Below are 17,398 nucleotides of genomic sequence, written 5' to 3' on the forward strand. Positions count from 1 at the left end.
GCTGTGGAGGAGGAGGGCTGCCAAAAAAAGAGGCAAGTCGCGTCAATGCTGCCTTTCCTGACGGCATTTTTATATTTGCGCAAAGAGTAGGCGGTTTTTATGGCGTTCTGCCTAAAAAAGCATCTAAAGCGAAAGCGGGTCACATCGCCGAAAGGGCGCCCCTGAGCAGAGCCAGCGCATGGTCCCGTGCGGCGATCCGCACCTTGTCGCGCCCCAATGCCCCGAACTCGACCGTTTCGGTGCGTGGAGCGTGTTCGCCCGTGATCCCAAAGCAAACGCGGCCTTCGGGTTTGAACTCGGACCCACCGGGACCCGCGATGCCCGTGATCGACACCGCCAATTGAACGGGCGCATGCATCAGTGCCCCATATGCCATTTCCGCGGCCACCTGTTCGCTGACGGCACCATGTGCGTCGAGCGTGTCGGGACGTACGCCCAGCATCTCGATCTTGGCCTGGTTCGTATAGGTTACGAACCCGCGTTCAAATGCGACGGATGCCCCCGGAACATCTGTCAGTGCGGCAGCAACCAGACCGCCGGTACAGCTTTCGGCCGTTGCAAGCATCACTTGATTTTCTTTCGCAAGATCAATGATTTCCGATGCGCATGTCATCCCATCAATACCCCATGGGCAAGCGCGGCAAGGGCAATGACGCCGATGGCAGCGAAGACACCCGCGATCACGTCATCCAGCATCACGCCAAGTGGATCGCCACGCCGGTCGGCCCATCCGACAAGCCACGGCTTCCAGATGTCGAACAACCGAAAAAGAACAAAGGCGGCAACCCAGCCAGGCCACATCGCAAGGATGTCGATGCCCCGGTTCCACGCCGCATAGCTGAGGGGAAATAGCGCAATCCATTGGCCCACCACTTCGTCCGCGACAATCTCTGACGGGTCGTGATCGGCAGTGCCGGTGGTCATTTCCTTCGTGGCCCACCAAGCGGCCGCGAAGTACACGACTGCGGCAAGGGCCAACACGGGAAATCCTCCGAGCATGTGCAGAGCCCATCCGACAGGCAGGGCCGCCAATGACCCCCATGTTCCAGGGGCGGGTCTCAAGTATCCCACGAAACAGGCCGTGCCCAAAATCCGGGCAATCATTGTCTTGCCAGCGCCGCTGTCGCGATGCAGGCGATACCTTCGCTGCGCCCGGTGAAGCCCAGCCGCTCCGATGTTGTCGCCTTGACCGATACGCGATCTTCGTCGAGCCCCATGATTTCGGCCATCACACTGCGCATCTGTGCGGCATGAGGGCCGATCTTGGGCTCTTCGCAGATCAGCGTGCAGTCCACGTTGCAAATTTCAAACCCGAGTTCGGCGGCCAACCCTACGGCATGACGAAGGAATATGTCGCTTGGCGCGCCTTTCCATTGCGGATCGCTCGGTGGAAAATGTTGACCGATGTCCCCACGCGCCAGCGCGCCATAGATCGCGTCGGTCACTGTGTGCATTCCAACATCCGCATCCGAATGGCCGATCAACCCGCGATCATGTGGCACCTCGACCCCGCACAACGTGACGTGAGTGCCAGGCCCGAAAGCATGTACGTCAAACCCATTGCCCAGCCTAATGTCCATTGCGCCCTCTCAAGATCCGGTCCGCCCGCGCGAAATCTGCGGGCAAGGTGATTTTCAGATTGTCTTCGTCTCCGGGCACAATCGCAACGTCCAGTCCATGTGCCCGCGCGACTTCTACGTCATCCACGGCGCCACCGGGATGCGCTGCATGCGCTGCGCGGATGGCGTTGAGTTGAAATCCTTGCGGTGTCTGTGCGCGGTACAGGCCGGTGCGATCCTTCATACCAGTGACCTGACCATTCGCGCCGGTCCAGAGCGCATCCGTAACCGGTACCGCCGGTGCTGCACAGGGTGTTTGGTGCAGGGCGGCGATCACGTCTGAGATGGTTTTTGCAGTGACCAACGGTCTTGCGACATCATGGATCAGCACGGCTTCGGATCTGCGCACGGCATCCAGACCGTTGCGCACGGATCCGGCCCGATCTGCACCGCCTGCGACATATGTCATGTCGTGCAGTTCCAGTGCGGTCAGCCTGTCCTCATCTTGCGGGTTGAGGACCAGGACGACCTCCGTAACCTCCGGATGTCTGGCAAAGACCTCAAGCGTGTGCGCGATAACGGGCCGCCCTTGCAGCATTTGCCATTGTTTCGGCATATCGCCACCCGCGCGGATGCCGCGACCCGCTGCGACGATCACTGCAGCAACACCATTCATCGCGGATGTTTCCTATTCATGCACGTTCTCTAGGCGCAGATAGACAGCCTGTCCATGACTCTTGAATGTGCACAAATAATAGGCGATTGCCCGCCGCGTTGTTCCCAAACACGTTTGAGACAATTGAGAAAACCCCTCTGCTGCAGTACCAATAAGCAGCGCACAAGTATTAGGCATTAAGCATGGCCGCAGGCCCCCTCGACATGATTGCACCTGTGATGTTGGCCCCGATGGCTGGAATCACCGACCTGCCGTTCCGGTCCTTGGTGGCACGGTTCGGTGCAGGCATGGTTGTGTCCGAGATGGTCGCGAGCCATGACATGCTCAACGCGCGCCCCGGTAGTCGCGAGAAAGCAGAGCTTGGTCTTGGCGCCGAAGGGACTGCCGTCCAACTTGCTGGGCGAGAGGCCGCGCCGATGGCCGAGGCTGCCAAAATGGTAGAAGGACAGGGCGCGCGCGTTATCGACATCAACATGGGTTGCCCCGCCAAGAAGGTGGTGAATGGCTATTCCGGTTCCGCGCTGATGCGCGATCCAGACCACGCGCTAACCTTGATCGAAGCGGTTGTGAATGCCGTTGATATCCCGGTGACCCTGAAAACCCGGTTGGGTTGGGATGGCGCATTGATGAACGCGCCAGACATCGCTGCACGGGCCGAAGCGGCGGGCATCCGCCAGATTGTGATCCACGGTCGCACACGATGCCAGTTCTACAAGGGACGGGCGGATTGGGCGGCGATCCGGGCTGTTGTCGAGGCCGTCGATATTCCCGTGATTGCGAATGGTGACATAGTCGACACCGCGACTGCGCGCCAAGCGCTCGACCGGTCGGGTGCGCATGGCGTCATGATCGGGCGTGGCGCGCAAGGCAAACCGTGGCTGTTGGCAGAGATTGCTCATGCGCTCTACGGCACGCCCGCACCGCAGATGCCGCGCGGCGATGCCTTTGCCGAGATGGTGATGGGCCACTACGACGACATGCTGAAATTCTACGGTGATCTTCTTGGCCTGCGCGTTGCGCGCAAGCATCTGGGTTGGTTCATGGAGACTGCGGGCACGCCCGCCGATCTGCGCCGCGCCGTTCTGACCGCCAAGACGCCCAAAGCCACGATGGAGCTTCTGCCCCGCGCATTGTGCCCCGAAACCGGGATGGCAGCAGCATGACGGGGGCAGGGGATCTCTGGGCGTCGTTGCCCGTCCCGGTCATCATCATCGGGCCGCAGGACGATATCGTGGACATCAATTCCGCAGCCGAAGGGTTCTTCAATTCTTCGGTCAAGACGATGAAGGGCCTGCCGCTTTGGGACGAATTGGCGGTCGACGCGCCGCTGGAAGACAACCTCGCCCGCGCCCGCAAGAATGGTACTCCGCTTTTCGTCAATGACGTGGACGTGGGCCACGGCCAGCGCGCACCGCTGCAATGTGCGCTGCAGATCGCACCGCTGATCGGTGCCCCGGATCATATGGTCCTGATGATCTCGCCCCGCGAATTATCGGGCCGGATGACCCAAAACCATTCGGTTAAGTCAGCAGCCAAGTCAGCCATCGGCATGGCCGAGATGCTGGCGCACGAGATCAAGAACCCGCTCGCGGGCATCACCGGCGCGGCACAGTTGCTGAGCATGAACCTCAAGCCTCAGGACCTGGAACTGACCGACCTGATCGTGGAGGAGGGGCGGCGTATCGTAAAGCTGCTCGAACAGGTCGAACAGTTTGGCAATCTGTCTCCGCCGGACCTGAAGGCCGTGAACATCCACGACGTTCTGGACCGGGCGCGCCGCTCCGCGCTGCTGGGCTTCGGCGCGCAAATGAAGATCATCGAAGACTACGATCCGTCTTTGCCGCTCGCCTATGGTGATCCGGACAAACTGCTGCAAGTGGTGCTCAACCTGCTCAAGAATGCTTCGGAAGCGTCGGGCGACAGTGGCGGCACGATCCGCCTGCACAGCTATTTCGAGCATTCCTTCCGCTTGCGCCGCGCCGATGGGTCGGGCCAGTCGCTTCCCCTGCAAATCGAAATCATTGATGACGGCCCCGGTCTGCCCGAGGCCATCGCCGCCGACATCTTCGACCCGTTTGTCTCGGGCAAGGAAAACGGCACTGGGCTGGGGCTTGCGCTGGTGTCCAAGATCATTTCCGACCACGGCGGCTGGATCTCCGTCACCTCCGTCCCGGGCAAAACCGTTTTCCGCCTTTCGCTGCCCCGCGCGCCGAAGGCGGCGCAACTTCATTCCGACCAACCAAAGGACTAGCACATGGATGGCACCGTTCTTGTTGCCGATGACGACCGCACGATCCGCACCGTTCTGACTCAGGCGCTCACCCGCGCCGGGTGCAAGGTCCATGCGACCTCCAGCCTTACAACGCTCATGCGCTGGGTCGGCGAGGGCAAGGGCGACGTGGTTATCTCGGACGTGATGATGCCCGACGGCAACGGGCTCGAGATGCTGCCGAAGATTTCCGAAGATCGCCCCGGATTGCCGGTCATCGTCATCAGTGCTCAGAACACCATCATGACGGCCATCCAGGCGGCCGAGGCCGAAGCATATGACTACTTGCCGAAACCGTTCGATCTGCCCGACCTGATGAAACGGACGGCCAAGGCGCTGGAGCAAAAGGCCCACGCGCCTGCGCGCGAAGAAGAGGTGGACCGCCCCGACGAGCTGCCGCTCGTGGGCCGCACCGCCATCATGCAGGCGCTTTACCGTGTCGTCGCGCGGGTCATGAACACCGACCTGCCGGTCCTGATCTGGGGCGAAAGTGGCACCGGAAAATCGCTGATCGCCCGCGCCATCCACGACTTCTCCGACCGGCGTACACTGCCGTTTGTCACGGTGACCGCATCTGAACTTCAGGACCTCGAAGGCCCGGCGCGCGTGCTTGCACGGGTCAAGGGCGGCACGCTTCTCATTGACGAAATCGGCGACATCCCCGAGGAAATCCAGGCCCGCATCGTCCGCATGATGGACACGCCCGGCGAATATGTTCCACGCTTTCTCGCAACCTCGCAAACCGATCTGACCGCAGCGATGGAGGCAGGTCAGGTGCGCAAGGATCTCTACTACCGGCTCTCCGGCGCCACGCTCAATGTGCCCGCCCTGCGCGAACGGGTCGACGACATCCCGCTTCTGGCCGAGCACTTCCTGCTCAAGGGCGAAAAGACGGGCCAGCCGCGCCGCGTCCTCTCCGAAGCGGCAGCCGAGATCTTCCGCACCTATTCCTGGCCCGGCAACGTGCGCCAATTGGAAAACGCGGTCCGCCGCCTCGGCCTCACCAGCCGTGCTGTCGAAATCTCGGCCTCCGAAGTCGAACAGGTGCTCGGCAGCCAGCCCGAATTGGAACCGATCCGCAGCGCAGGTGATACAGAAAAACTGGGCGCATCGGTCGCACGCCACCTCAAACGCTATTTTGATCTGCACGGAAACATGCTGCCGCCACCAGGGCTCTATCAGCGCATCTTGCGCGAAGTCGAAGCGCCGCTGATCGAAATCGCCCTCGACGCCACCGGCGGGAACCAGGCAAAATGCGCTGACCTGCTGGGCATCAACCGAAATACATTGCGCAAGAAAATCACAGATCTGGATATTGAGGTGACACGCCGCCGCAAGTTGATGTAATACTGCCACACAACCCGTGGCATCTGCGCCGCAACGGTGCAGCCGATCACGGGATATGGCGGTAAGGCACTTTTGTGCCACATCATCGAGGGCGCACGAAGTGGCATCCGGAACACGCACCAGCTGGTGGCTGACGCTGGGTCGATTGCGAAGACGCAGGCGCGTGCGCAATTTTGCGACGCTGGGGCTGGTCCTATTGGGCCCGGTGTTGGCGCTGGCAACTTTCCTTGTACTGGGCTCGGTTGATCAGGGTGCGAACGCATTGTCGCTGCGGCTCGTTCTGCTGGCCGACCTTGTCTATGTGCTTTTGGTGGGCGCGCTTGTCCTATCGCAGATCGCGCGGCTGATCGCGGCACGACGGGCCAAATCCGCAGGCTCGCGCCTGCACCTCCGTCTCACCGGCGTGTTTGCCCTTCTGGCCCTGCTTCCAACCGTGACCGTCGCGGTCTTTGCCGGTCTCACGGTCAATATCGGGCTTGAGGGCTGGTTCTCTGAGCGTGTCAGCCGCGTGGTGGGCGCGTCACTTGCTGCCGCCGAAGCCTACGAATTCGAACAGCGCGAAGATCTGATCACGGATGCCCGCGCGCTCGCGCGCTACATCGATACGGTACGTGGCGCCCAGATCGTGAGCGACCGCGAGGTGCTGACAGAAGGTCAGCTTCAGGTTCAGCGCGGCCTTCGCGAAGCCTTTATCATCGACGGCACCGGCGACATCCGTGCGCGGGGCGACCGCTCGTACCTCTTTGATTTCGAACAACCTTCGGCGGATCAGATCAAACAGTCGCGTGATGCCGGTGGGCTTATGATCCAAGACTGGGACAACAACGAATTCCGCGCGTTGGTGCCATTGGCCAGCTACGTGGATCGGTTCGTCTATGTCAGCCGCGATGTGGACGGTGAAATCCTGTCGCTGTTGGATGAAACCAAGGAAACCGTCCGCCTGTATCAGCAGCTTGAAAGCGAGCGCGGCACGGTCCTGTTCCAATTTGGGCTTTTGTACCTTGGGTTTGCTGTCATCCTGATCCTCGCGGCAATTTGGTTGGGGCTTTGGTTCGCCGAACGGCTGTCCGGTCCCGTCGGTCGACTGACTGGAGCGGCACAGCGCGTCGGCGCGGGCGATCTGGACGTGCAGGTGCGTGAGGAGGAGGGCGACGACGAAATCGCCATGCTCGGGCGGTACTTCAACCAGATGACCAAGCAGCTCAAGGGCCAGCGCCAAACACTGCTCGCCAACACGGAACAGATCGAACGCCGCAGGCGCCTCTTCGATTCGGTGCTGAGCTCGGTCACCTCCGGCGTTGTCGGCGTGGACTCCAAGGGCTGCGTGACCTTCGTCAATCCATCCGCCGCGCGACTGCTGGATTGGCAGGAGGGGCGCGAGGCCGTTCCGCTCGCGGTGGCTGTCCCGGAATTCGCGGCGCTCTTTGCGTTGCTCAGGGCCGGACCGCAAGAGGTGGCGACGGGTGAGGTCAAAGTGACTCGCAACGGCCATCTGGAAAACCTGCTGGTCCGTATGGCAACCCGCCGCAGCGTGGAAGGCACGCTCGAAGGGTATGTGGTGGCCTTCGATGACGTGACCGATCTCGTCTCGGCACAGCGCATGGCGGCGTGGGGCGATGTGGCCCGGCGCATCGCGCATGAAATCAAAAACCCGCTCACGCCCATCCAACTCAGTGCCGAGCGTATCAAGCGCAAGTTCAGTCCCAAGGTCGGAGAGGAGAGCGACAGCCTCGAACAGATGACCGATGTCATCGTGCGCCAGACCGGCGATCTGCGCCGCATTGTCGATGAGTTTTCGAAATTCGCGCGCATGCCTGAGCCGGAGCGCAAGAGCGAGGATCTGACCCAGCTTGTTCAGGACGCTGTCCTATTGCAGCAGTCCGGCCAACCCGACGTGCAGATCGTGGCGGATTTGCCGGACATGGCGATACATGCGGAGGTCGATGCCACGATGATCTCTCAGGCGCTGACAAACTTGGTGAAGAACGGCGGTGAAGCCATTGAAATATTGAAGCAAAAAGGTGTTCCTGAAGGACACTCTCCGCGCATCGAGGTCGCGATGAAGACGGACCCGACCGGTGCCGTGATCACGATTTCAGACAACGGTGTCGGCCTGCCGGAGGATCGCGCGCGCTTGTTCGAGCCGTACGTCACCACCCGCGACGAGGGCACCGGTCTAGGCCTGCCCATCGTCAAGAAGATCATCGAAGAACACGGGGGCACCTTGACCCTCGAAGACGCGGCCCCGTTTGCGGGCCAGACCCATAGCGGCGCCATGGCGGTCATCACATTGCCCGTCCTGGCACATGCACCAGCAGTTGAGGAAGAGGAAGCGGTATGAGCGACATTTTGATCGTAGATGATGAGCGTGACATCCGGGAACTGATCTCGGACATTCTCAAAGACGAAGGCTATGCCACGCGGCTTGCCGGAAATTCGGATGATGCGATGGCGGCGATCAACACGGCCGAACCGGCGCTCATGATCCTCGACATCTGGCTCAAGGATAGCCGGATGGACGGGATCGACATTCTGAAGGCGGTCAAGCGGGACAATCCGGGCGTGCCGGTGGTGATCATCTCGGGCCACGGCAACATCGAGATTGCGGTCGCTGCGATAAAGCAGGGCGCCTATGACTTCATCGAAAAGCCCTTCAACATCGATCAGTTGCTCGTCGTCATCCGGCGCGCGATGGAAACATCGCGCTTGCGCCGCGAAAACCAGAGCCTGCGCCGCCCCGAAGTGGCCGAGGCCAAGATGATCGGCGCCTCCGCCAGCTTCCGCGCTTTGATCTCGCAGCTCGACAAGGTCACCAAGTCCAACGGTCGCGTGATGCTCACCGGTCCGGCGGGTTGCGGCAAGGAGGTGGCGGCCCGGTATATTCACGCAAATTCCAACCGCTCCGACGCGCCCTTTGTCACCGTGAATTGCGCCGGTGTCGCGCCCGAGAACATGGAAGAGGTGCTGTTCGGGAAGGAAAGCGCGGATCGTGGGGTTGAGCCGGGGCTTTTGGAACAGGCGCATGGCGGCGTGATCTATTTCGATGAGGTTGCGGACATGCCGATCGGTACGCAATCGAAGATCCTGCGCGTTCTGGTGGATCAGCAGTTCCAGCGGGTTGGCGGGACAGACAAGGTGCGCGTTGATCTGCGTGTCATCTCCTCGACCAACCGCAATCTGGAAGAGGCCATTGCCGCCGAGACCTTCCGTGAGGAATTGTATCACCGCCTGAATGTCGTGCCGATTGCAGTGCCGAGCCTTGAGGATCGGCGGGAGGATATTCCGGTTCTGGCCTCGCATTTCATCATGGAATGCAACGCGGCCCAGGGGCTGCCGAAGCGGGAGTTGACCGAGGATGCCGCAGCCCTGATGCAGACGATGGTCTGGCCGGGAAATGTGCGGCAGCTCAAGAATATGGTGGAGCGGGTGCTGATCCTGGGCGACGGGACGGGGCCGATCGATGCCAAGGAATTGCCCGGCTCGGAGGAGCCCGCGGGTGAGGAAGGGCGCGTGGTTCTTTCGGGGGCTCTGGCGACCCTGCCCCTGCGGGAGGCGCGGGAGGCATTTGAACGGGAATACCTGCTGACCCAGATCAATCGCTTCGGGGGCAATATCAGCCGGACGGCCAATTTTGTGGGGATGGAGCGGTCGGCGCTGCACCGCAAATTGAAGTCGCTGGGGGTGGTGACCTCTTCGAAATCGGGGGCGCGGGTGGCGCATCTGGATGAGGAGGAGGCGCAGGCGTCCTGACGTGTCCCAGCGTGGGACACTTTCCAAAACGCTGCAATACCAAAGGCTTAGACTGCGCCCAAATCCTTAATTTAGTTAACCTTTGCGCACCTCAAGCTGTGCCAGCACGTCGAGGCCCTGCATGTTCAGAAAGTGCAGCATGTCGATGAAGACCCAGTTCTCGGCCAGCTTGTCGCCGTCGCGGCGGTAGATGTCGACCACGCGCATGTCGGCCTTGCGACCCGAGGGCGGCAGGCCGAGATAGGGGCCGGTGCATTCCATCGTCAGGTTGGGCCAACCGAAAAAGCCGCCATAGGTGCCCTCGGCCATGCGGCAGATATGGCCGTTGAACGTCCGTGCGCCCAATTGGGTGCGGAAGGGGCGCTGGTGCTGTTCGATGTAACGCTCGATGGTGTAGGTGGCACCAATCCCCGTGGGACCCCACCACAGCATGTCGTCGTGCCAGTGCTGGCGCAGCTCGTCCCGCGGGTCCGGTGGGGTATCGGTGGCGTTCACGGACGAGATCATGCCGATCATTGCGTTGATCAGGTCAAGCGTCGCCGCACTCTGTGCCGGATCCTGTGCGTCCGACAGCACGCCATCCTGCGTCATGGGACCGGGCTGCACCAACTGTGCGCCGGTCATGCCGGGAAGAGGGTACTGACCGGCCTGCGCCATGAGGTGCAACAGGTCGCAAAAGAAAGCCTGTTCGATGATGCGCCCCTCGGACACGCGGCTGAATTCGGCAAAGCGCAGCATGACGATCTTGCCCGTGGGCTGGATGCCCAGAAACGGCGCATCAAAAAGCGCGAGGATATGGCCCATGGCGCAGACCCATGTGCCCGGCGCGCCATCGAGGCTGTTGTCGCCGGCAAAGAGCACGTCGACCCGTCGTTGGGGGCGGTGCAGCGCGGCTGTCAGCGGTGTCCAGAACCGATCCGCCACGGCGGCGATGCCGCGTTGATCGTGCCAGGGGTGCATCCCGCGCCAATGCACATCCGGTTCCATATGCAGGGCGAGGGCCTGCCGCATGTCGCCGCCGCGTGCGGCGTCCGCGATGGCGGCGTGATGGGCCAGCACGATGCTTTTGGCGTCCTGCAGGCGGGTCGCTTCTTCCGACAGGGGGGCTGCGTCGGGCGTGTGTGATTTGATCGTGTGGGGCATTTGGGTCTCTTGCAGGGGCGGGGCAAAGCCGGGCGGTGGTGTTATCCTTGGGTGACGACGCGGAACCGGCCATCGCCGGTCCGTATGGCGCAGCTGCGCGCGTTGAGCCGGGGCAGGGTGGCCGAGGGGCCGGGCGGGGCCGCTTGCGAGACACCTTGCGGGCAGGCGGGGATCTCGACGGGGCGGTAGCCCAGATCGCCCATGCACTGCCCTTTGACCCGCGCGCGCAGGTTGGCGTTGACATCGACGGTATAGACCTCGCCCGGTACCCAGTAGCCGCCGCGTGTGAAGCATTCGCCATAGGCGTTGCAGACCCGGCGCGGCACGTAGCGCGGCGCACCCTGGCGCACCTGGTTGGCCACGGGCGCATCGCGCAGCGCACGGACGTCGCAATTGGTGTTGTCCCGTTCGAACTGCGCAAAACTGACCCCCTCGGCATAATAGGTCGAGAGGGGCAGGCAGCCGGACAAGGCCACCGGCAGGGCAAGGAGCAAGAGCGCACGCATCGCCGAGACAGTGCCGCAGCGCGGTGGATTTGGCAATTGGGGTGTTGAGTTAATGGCGGGTTAGAGCCCAACATGCCCATTCTTCAGCGTTCAGCGAATAACCGAAATCCAATTGAGTATTTCCAGCGACCGGGATAGCGTTTGTATGTGGCCTTGCTCGGGCCTCCCCCCTCCACTGGGGCAGCATCTGACATGCGGAGCCACACTATTTCGGACCTATCCTGTTCGAGCACGCGCATAAGGAGGGATTGCAGAGACCGCTCGCAATGGAGGTTCAAGATGAGACTATCATCACCAATCTACACACTTAAGCGCCAAGCAAAACGACTGGCACGCGGCAATGGCATCAAGCTCCACGAGGCACTCAACCAGATTGCCACCAATGAGGGCTTCAAGGACTGGAGCCATTTGGCGTCCAGCTACTCCACAACTACACCAGCCAAGGAAATCATGAGCCGAGTCAATTCAGGCGATATGGTGCTGATCGGTGCGCGTCCCGGTCACGGCAAAACCCTTCTTGGGTTAGAGTTGGCCGCATTGGCTAAGGAAAACAGTCGCAAAGGGTATGTTTTCTCTCTGGACTACAATGACAAGGATGTGTGGGATCGGTTTGAAAAACTTGGTTTAGACCCAAAGGAACATGACAGCTCAATCGTCGTTGATACCTCCGACGCTATCTGCTCAGCTTACATCATTGAACGGCTCGCGATTGCCCCAGATCACGCACTCGTCGTTGTCGACTACCTCCAGCTTTTGGATCAAAAGCGCAGCAATCCCCCGCTTGAAGAACAACTCCTGGCGCTGAAGAAATTTGCCATCGAATGCGGATCGGTTGTGGTTCTGATTTCCCAGATTGACCGCGCTTTTGAGCTGTCGTCCAGTAGCATGCCGGCTCTTGCGGACATCCGATTGCCAAATCCCGTCGACCTCTCGCTTTTTGACAAGAGGTGCTTCTTACATGACGGCCAGATACAGATAGAGCTGGCGGCATAACGCCAAGCGGACTTTGCGGACGTTCGTCGAAGTTCCGCAAAGTCCCGAAAGCCAACACCAAGCCGATCCAACACAAGCCCGTGGGCTGGTGTAACGCCGGCAGTTCGGCAGCGCTTTATGGCAGCCAAACACATCTCACAGAAATTCGGTTCGCTACAGTATCCAAAACACCAGCCCACGGGCTTGTGTTGGACCGGCGCCTTCGGCTTGATTCCGGTCCGGTCAGTACTTGGAGCCAACGTCCGCTTCGTCCCGCAAAGCTACCGGTTGTCAGCAAATGCCATTCATACCCCCAAGGCGCCGACGCCCGCGCGTGCCGTCCCTCACCACCCATGACGTAGGGCCAAGCGTTGACCGCTTGGCCCCTGTCTGTCATGCAAAGGGGCCGAGTGTGCCGCGATGCGGCGCGTCATCACGGGGACATGGATGAAGGTCATCATCTGCGGTGCAGGCCAGGTGGGCTGGCAGATTGCCCGCCACCTTTCGGGCGAGCGCAATGACGTGACGGTGGTCGACAATGACCCCGATCTGGTGCGGCGCGCCACGGACACGCTGGATGTGCAGGGGGTGGCCGGTTTTGCGAGCTACCCGGATGTGCTGGACCGTGCGGGTGCGCGCGATGCCGACATGGTCATCGCCGCCACCTATTCGGACGAGGTGAACATGGTCACCTGTCAGGTCGCCCATTCCGTTTTTGGCGTGAATCGCAAGATCGCGCGGCTGCGCAGCCAGTCCTATCTGACCGCCATTTATTCCGACCTCTATCGTCGCGATCACATGCCGATCGACGTGGTGATCTCGCCCGAGAAGGAGGTTGCGGCGGCCGCCTTGCAGCGGCTGAGCGCGCCCGCGTCCTTTGACACGGAGTTGTTCATTGATGGTCAGGCCCAGCTGCTGGGCATTGCACTGGATGCTGATTGCCCGGTGCTGAACACGCCGCTGCGCCAGTTGACCGACCTGTTTTCGACCCTGCGCGTTGTTGTTGTCGGTGTGCGCCGCGAGGGGACGCTCTTTGCTCCGGAAGCATCGGACCAGTTGTTTGAAGGGGACGAGGCGTATGTCTTTGCCCATGTCGATGACGTACCCCGCACCATGGAAGTGTTTGGCAAGACCATGCGCAAGCAGGAGCGGGTCGTTTTGGTCGGCGGGGGCAATGTGGGCCTGACCGTGGCCCGCACGCTGGAACAACGTGCCAGCCGCGTGCGCGCCAAGGTGATCGAGCGCAACCGCCGTTGTGCGGAGCTGGCCGCCGAGGGGCTGGAGCGCACCATCGTCCTGAACGGCGATGGTCTGGACGTGAACCTGCTGGCGGAGGCGGGTGTGAGCCGTGCGGATGCGATGCTGGCCGTGACCGACGACGACAAGACCAACATGCTGGCCGCCGTGCGCGCCAAGTCCGAAGGTTGTCCCTATGCCATTGCGCTGATCAACGATCCCACGCTGGTACCGATGATGGGGCCGTTGGGCATCGACGCCTATATCAACCCGCGTGCCACCACCGTCAGCTCGATCCTGCGCCATATTCGTCATGGCAGGGTGCGCTCCGTCTACTCCATCGGCGACGCCGATGCAGAGGTGATCGAGGCCGAGGTGCTGTCGACCTCGCCGCTCGCCGGCAAGAAGATCAACGAGATCGACTTTCCCGAGGGCGTCCTTGTGGGGGCGATCCGCAAGGGGGGGGAGGTCATTCGCCCCGTGGGCAGCACCCGTATCGATGAGGGCGATGTCGTTGCCATCTTTGCCCTGGCCACCGATGTGCCCGAGGTGGAGCGCCTGATGCAGGTGTCCATCGACTTCTTCTGATGCCGGACCGGGTGCAACCCCGCCAGCCGTTCTGGGCGTCTGTCCTGCAACTGCCGCTGTTTCTGCTCCTGGTGGGTGTGTTTTCGGCCGCGATGCTTGTGCCGGCGGTTTATGGTGGCGTGGTGCGCGATCTCGATGCGGCGCGCGCCTTTCTTTATGCGGGATTGCTGGGGGTGGTGATCTTTGGCCTGATCGGGCTGGCCCATGCGGGTCGTGATCCGAACCATGGCACGCTTGGGCCGCTGCTGTCACTGTTCAGCGCTTTTACCGTTCTGCCGGCGATACTTGCCGTGCCGTTCTATGAGGGTTTGGGCACCACGACCTTTCTGAACGCCTATGTGGAGATGGTGAGTGCCATCACCACCACCGGCGCCACGATGTTTGATGATCCGGGTCGTTTGAACGGCACTCTGCATCTGTGGCGCTCCATGGTGGGTTGGCTTGGCGGCCTGCTGATGTGGATTGCTGCATCGGCCATCCTGGCCCCGCTGAACCTTGGTGGGTTCGAGGTGACGGCACGGGCCGAGCCCGGTCGGAGTGCCAGCCGCGACATCGGCATGTCGGCCGAAGAGGTGCGGAAGCGGGTGCTGAAAGTGTCGTCCGTGCTGGTCCCCATCTATATGGGGCTGACGATGCTGCTATGGGTCTTGCTGACCGTCGGCGGCGAGGTGGGCCTGGTCGCCCTGTGCCACGCCATGGCCATCGTTGCGACGTCGGGGATCTCTCCGGTTGGCGGATTGGACGGGGCAGGATCCGGGATGGCGGGCGAGGCCGTGATGTTCCTGTTCATGCTTTTTGCCCTGTCTCGCCTGACCTTTTCTACCGACACCACAACGGCTGAATCCGGTGGGCTGTGGCAGGATCCGGAATTCCGCATCGGTGCCGTGGTGGTGCTGGCCGTGCCGATCTTCCTGTTCTTGCGGCACTTCCTGGGCGCTTATGACGTCGCAGCCGAACGCGATCTGGCCAGCGCCGGACGGGCCTTGTGGGGCAGTGCCTTTACCGTGCTGTCCTTTCTGACAACCACGGGGTTCGCATCCGCGCACTGGGTCGACGCGCAGTCGTGGTCCGGGCTTGAGACACCCGGGCTTTTGCTGATGGGGCTGGCCTTGGTCGGTGGCGGCGTTGCCACGACGGCCGGAGGAGTAAAGCTGCTGCGTGTCTTTGCGCTCTATCGGAACGGTGTGCGCGAGATGGAGCGTCTGGTGCATCCCTCGTCCGTCAGCAGCGCGGGGCCGCGTGCGCGGCGTTTGCAGAAGGATGGCGCGTTCATCGCGTGGATTTTCTTCATGCTGTTTGCCCTCAGCCTTGCGGTGCTCACGATCCTGCTCGCTCTGACGGGCCTCGCCTTTGACACCGCGCTCGTGCTGGCCGTTTCGGGGCTGTCCACCACGGGACCGCTTCTCGAGGTGGCCAAGGATGCCCCGATCACGCTGACCGAGTTGAACGCGGGCGCCAAGGCCATTTTTACGGCTGCCATGGTTCTGGGGCGGCTTGAGACGCTGGCCATCATTGCCCTTTTCACCCCCGATTTGTGGCGCGGGTAGGCGGGGCTTCGCGGTAGGTCCGTAACGGACTGTTTTTTGGGGTGGAATCTTTCTAAACCCCGCGACATACTCCGCCCGGAGGGACGGTCTGATCCGCAGGCCTAAGCAAGAAAAAAAGGGTTAACCGACATGGCTTCGGACCGACAGAATTTACAAGATGCATTCCTGAACCACGTGCGCAAGACCAAGGTGCCCGTGACGATTTTCCTGATCAATGGCGTGAAACTGCAGGGGGTTATCACGTGGTTTGACAATTTCTGCGTGTTGCTGCGCCGCGATGGTCAAAGCCAATTGGTCTACAAGCACGCGATCTCGACCATCATGCCAAGCCAGCCCATCAGCCTGTATGAGGGCGAAGACGCCTCTTGATGGGTGAGATGCCGGAGTTCACCCGCGCCTGGGTTCTCCATCCTGATATCAAATCCGACCCGGACCGGCGCGAAGCGAGCTTTGCGCTGGCCGAAGCCGTGTCGCTGGCCCATGCCTTGCCCGAGTTGGAGGTTGTCGGCAGTGAGATCGTCCCGCTGCCGCGTCCGCAGGCCGGTTTGCTGTTCGGTTCGGGCAAGATCGAGGAACTGGCCGAGCGGTTGCATGATGCGGAGGTCGAGCTGGTTCTGATCGACGGACCCGTCACGCCCGTGCAGCAGCGCAACCTGGAAAAAGCCTGGAAGGTCAAATTGCTGGACCGGACAGGGCTGATCCTTGAAATCTTTTCCGACCGTGCGGCCACACGCGAGGGTGTGTTGCAGGTCGAGATGGCCGCACTCAGCTACCAACGGACGCGGCTGGTGCGTGCCTGGACCCACCTGGAACGTCAGCGTGGTGGTCTGGGGTTTGTCGGTGGTCCCGGTGAAACCCAGATCGAGGCCGACCGCCGTGCGATCGACACGCAGCTTGTGCGCCTGCGTCGGCAGTTGGACAAGGTGGTCAAGACCCGGACCCTGCACCGCGCAGCGCGGGCCAAGGTGCCGTATCCCATCGTGGCGCTTGTGGGCTACACGAACGCAGGCAAGTCGACGCTGTTCAACCGGCTAACCGGTGCGGATGTGATGGCCAAGGACATGCTCTTTGCCACGCTGGACCCGACCATGCGCCGGGTGGAGTTGGAGAACGGGCCCGAGATCATCCTGTCGGACACGGTTGGGTTCATCTCGGCCCTGCCGACGGAGCTGGTGGCAGCCTTTCGGGCGACTTTGGAAGAGGTCTTGGCCGCCGATGTCATCCTGCATGTGCGCGACATCTCGCACCCCGAGACGGAGGCGCAGGCCGAAGATGTGCGCACCATCCTGGCCGATCTGGGCGTGGGTGAGGACCGCGAGATGGTCGAGGTCTGGAACAAGATTGACCTGCTGCCCGACGACGAGGCCGATGCGGCCCGTGCGCGGGCGGAGCGGGACGAGGGTGTCTTTGCCATGTCGGCCATCACCGGCGAGGGTATCGATGCGCTGCTTGCCGATGTGGCCGCCACGTTGCAGGGCAGTGTGAGCGAAGAGACGGTTCTGTTGCCCTATGCCGAGGGGCGCAAGCGCGCGTGGCTGTTCGCGCAGGACGTGGTGCAGGCCGAGCGGCAGGGCGAGGACGGGTTCGAGTTCGACGTGCGCTGGACGGCGATCCAGAAGGCGCGGTTTGACGGTCTATGAACGGCGCCGGAAATTTACAAAATTTCCGGTCCGTTTTCTTTGTAAGAAAACGGTGTCAGGTTCGCCCCCAGTCTTCTTGCTTCAAATTGCACAGTCTGGCACGTCCTAGATGCGCTCATGGTGCGCGTTTGCGTCACGTGCATTGCGGCATCTCAATTCAAGGAC

General features: G+C 61.7%; 16 protein-coding genes. 10 read left to right on the top strand and 6 right to left on the bottom strand.

Annotation, left to right across the window (positions count from 1 at the left end):
• Positions 1-139: 139 nt before the first annotated feature.
• Genes KUV51_RS05375 through ispD form a run of 4 tightly spaced genes read right to left on the bottom strand, consistent with a single transcriptional unit; the run spans position 140 to position 2,235 of the window.
• Positions 140-613, bottom strand: a complete 474-nt coding sequence (locus KUV51_RS05375) for a CinA family protein (RefSeq protein ID WP_222520551.1) — start codon at positions 611-613, stop codon at positions 140-142.
• A complete protein-coding gene (locus tag KUV51_RS05380; RefSeq protein ID WP_222520552.1) occupies positions 610-1,104 on the bottom strand; it encodes a phosphatidylglycerophosphatase A in 495 nt (164 codons plus the stop codon). The genes KUV51_RS05375 and KUV51_RS05380 overlap by 4 nt, the downstream gene beginning before the upstream one ends.
• Positions 1,101-1,580: a 2-C-methyl-D-erythritol 2,4-cyclodiphosphate synthase gene (ispF, locus tag KUV51_RS05385; protein ID WP_222520553.1), complete on the bottom strand. Its 480-nt coding sequence runs from the start codon at positions 1,578-1,580 to the stop codon at positions 1,101-1,103. Before ispF ends, KUV51_RS05380 begins: the two co-directional genes overlap by 4 nt.
• Positions 1,570-2,235, bottom strand: coding sequence for a 2-C-methyl-D-erythritol 4-phosphate cytidylyltransferase (ispD, locus tag KUV51_RS05390; RefSeq protein WP_222520554.1), 666 nt, complete (start codon positions 2,233-2,235; stop codon positions 1,570-1,572). Before ispD ends, ispF begins: the two co-directional genes overlap by 11 nt.
• A gap of 182 nt (positions 2,236-2,417) precedes the next feature.
• On the opposite strand from ispD, the gene dusB reads away from it, so the two are divergent.
• From dusB to KUV51_RS05415, 5 genes are all read left to right on the top strand, one after another.
• Positions 2,418-3,398 carry a tRNA dihydrouridine synthase DusB gene (dusB, locus tag KUV51_RS05395; RefSeq protein WP_222520555.1) on the top strand — a complete coding sequence of 327 codons (981 nt, stop codon included), beginning with the start codon at positions 2,418-2,420 and terminating at the stop codon, positions 3,396-3,398.
• Positions 3,395-4,486 (top strand): two-component system sensor histidine kinase NtrB, encoded by a 1,092-nt coding sequence (locus tag KUV51_RS05400; protein WP_222520556.1) that lies wholly within the window; start codon positions 3,395-3,397, stop codon positions 4,484-4,486. Before dusB ends, KUV51_RS05400 begins: the two co-directional genes overlap by 4 nt.
• A 3-nt stretch (positions 4,487-4,489) precedes the next feature.
• Complete coding sequence (locus KUV51_RS05405; RefSeq protein ID WP_222520557.1) at positions 4,490-5,851, top strand: response regulator; 1,362 nt, start codon at positions 4,490-4,492, stop codon at positions 5,849-5,851.
• Positions 5,852-5,981: 130 nt separating this feature from the next.
• On the top strand, positions 5,982-8,192 hold the full coding sequence (locus KUV51_RS05410) for a sensor histidine kinase (RefSeq protein WP_261385727.1): 2,211 nt from the start codon (positions 5,982-5,984) through the stop codon (positions 8,190-8,192).
• Positions 8,189-9,601, top strand: a complete 1,413-nt coding sequence (locus tag KUV51_RS05415) for a sigma-54-dependent transcriptional regulator (protein WP_222520559.1) — start codon at positions 8,189-8,191, stop codon at positions 9,599-9,601. Before KUV51_RS05410 ends, KUV51_RS05415 begins: the two co-directional genes overlap by 4 nt.
• A gap of 75 nt (positions 9,602-9,676) precedes the next feature.
• Here KUV51_RS05415 and KUV51_RS05420 read toward each other — a convergent pair whose 3' ends face one another.
• On the bottom strand, positions 9,677-10,744 hold the full coding sequence (locus KUV51_RS05420) for an ester cyclase (protein WP_222520560.1): 1,068 nt from the start codon (positions 10,742-10,744) through the stop codon (positions 9,677-9,679).
• Between the two features lie 41 nt (positions 10,745-10,785).
• Positions 10,786-11,250, bottom strand: coding sequence for a hypothetical protein (locus KUV51_RS05425; protein WP_222520561.1), 465 nt, complete (start codon positions 11,248-11,250; stop codon positions 10,786-10,788).
• Positions 11,251-11,529: 279 nt separating this feature from the next.
• On the opposite strand from KUV51_RS05425, the gene KUV51_RS05430 reads away from it, so the two are divergent.
• The 5 genes from KUV51_RS05430 to hflX all read left to right on the top strand — a co-directional run bounded on the left by KUV51_RS05430 (position 11,530) and on the right by hflX (position 17,233).
• The gene (locus KUV51_RS05430; protein WP_222520562.1) at positions 11,530-12,243 is read left to right on the top strand and encodes a DNA helicase; all 714 of its coding nucleotides are present in this window, start codon (positions 11,530-11,532) and stop codon (positions 12,241-12,243) included.
• A gap of 426 nt (positions 12,244-12,669) precedes the next feature.
• On the top strand, positions 12,670-14,046 hold the full coding sequence (trkA, locus tag KUV51_RS05435) for a Trk system potassium transporter TrkA (protein ID WP_222520563.1): 1,377 nt from the start codon (positions 12,670-12,672) through the stop codon (positions 14,044-14,046).
• Positions 14,046-15,593, top strand: a complete 1,548-nt coding sequence (locus KUV51_RS05440; protein ID WP_222520564.1) for a TrkH family potassium uptake protein — start codon at positions 14,046-14,048, stop codon at positions 15,591-15,593. The genes trkA and KUV51_RS05440 overlap by 1 nt, the downstream gene beginning before the upstream one ends.
• Positions 15,594-15,722: 129 nt before the next feature.
• The gene (gene hfq, locus KUV51_RS05445; protein WP_007119530.1) at positions 15,723-15,962 is read left to right on the top strand and encodes an RNA chaperone Hfq; all 240 of its coding nucleotides are present in this window, start codon (positions 15,723-15,725) and stop codon (positions 15,960-15,962) included.
• On the top strand, positions 15,962-17,233 hold the full coding sequence (gene hflX, locus KUV51_RS05450) for a GTPase HflX (protein ID WP_222520565.1): 1,272 nt from the start codon (positions 15,962-15,964) through the stop codon (positions 17,231-17,233). Before hfq ends, hflX begins: the two co-directional genes overlap by 1 nt.
• Positions 17,234-17,398: the final 165 nt, after the last annotated feature.

Origin of the sequence: Tateyamaria omphalii (assembly GCF_019802125.1) — a bacterium.
Taxonomy (GTDB): Bacteria; Pseudomonadota; Alphaproteobacteria; order Rhodobacterales; family Rhodobacteraceae; genus Tateyamaria; species Tateyamaria omphalii_B.

What these genes read in the sequence shown, in the direction of transcription:
- ispD (WP_222520554.1), bottom strand. Translation starts at nt 2,235, where the DNA reads ATGAATGGTGTTGCTGCAGTGATCGTCGCAGCGGGTCGCGGCATCCGC.
- KUV51_RS05415 (WP_222520559.1), top strand. Translation starts at nt 8,189, where the DNA reads ATGAGCGACATTTTGATCGTAGATGATGAGCGTGACATCCGGGAACTG.
- hfq (WP_007119530.1), top strand. Translation starts at nt 15,723, where the DNA reads ATGGCTTCGGACCGACAGAATTTACAAGATGCATTCCTGAACCACGTG.
- KUV51_RS05405 (WP_222520557.1), top strand. Translation starts at nt 4,490, where the DNA reads ATGGATGGCACCGTTCTTGTTGCCGATGACGACCGCACGATCCGCACC.
- ispF (WP_222520553.1), bottom strand. Translation starts at nt 1,580, where the DNA reads ATGGACATTAGGCTGGGCAATGGGTTTGACGTACATGCTTTCGGGCCT.
- hflX (WP_222520565.1), top strand. Translation starts at nt 15,962, where the DNA reads ATGGGTGAGATGCCGGAGTTCACCCGCGCCTGGGTTCTCCATCCTGAT.
- KUV51_RS05430 (WP_222520562.1), top strand. Translation starts at nt 11,530, where the DNA reads ATGAGACTATCATCACCAATCTACACACTTAAGCGCCAAGCAAAACGA.
- KUV51_RS05375 (WP_222520551.1), bottom strand. Translation starts at nt 613, where the DNA reads ATGACATGCGCATCGGAAATCATTGATCTTGCGAAAGAAAATCAAGTG.
- trkA (WP_222520563.1), top strand. Translation starts at nt 12,670, where the DNA reads ATGAAGGTCATCATCTGCGGTGCAGGCCAGGTGGGCTGGCAGATTGCC.
- dusB (WP_222520555.1), top strand. Translation starts at nt 2,418, where the DNA reads ATGGCCGCAGGCCCCCTCGACATGATTGCACCTGTGATGTTGGCCCCG.
- KUV51_RS05425 (WP_222520561.1), bottom strand. Translation starts at nt 11,250, where the DNA reads ATGCGTGCGCTCTTGCTCCTTGCCCTGCCGGTGGCCTTGTCCGGCTGC.
- KUV51_RS05380 (WP_222520552.1), bottom strand. Translation starts at nt 1,104, where the DNA reads ATGATTGCCCGGATTTTGGGCACGGCCTGTTTCGTGGGATACTTGAGA.
- KUV51_RS05440 (WP_222520564.1), top strand. Translation starts at nt 14,046, where the DNA reads ATGCCGGACCGGGTGCAACCCCGCCAGCCGTTCTGGGCGTCTGTCCTG.
- KUV51_RS05420 (WP_222520560.1), bottom strand. Translation starts at nt 10,744, where the DNA reads ATGCCCCACACGATCAAATCACACACGCCCGACGCAGCCCCCCTGTCG.
- KUV51_RS05400 (WP_222520556.1), top strand. Translation starts at nt 3,395, where the DNA reads ATGACGGGGGCAGGGGATCTCTGGGCGTCGTTGCCCGTCCCGGTCATC.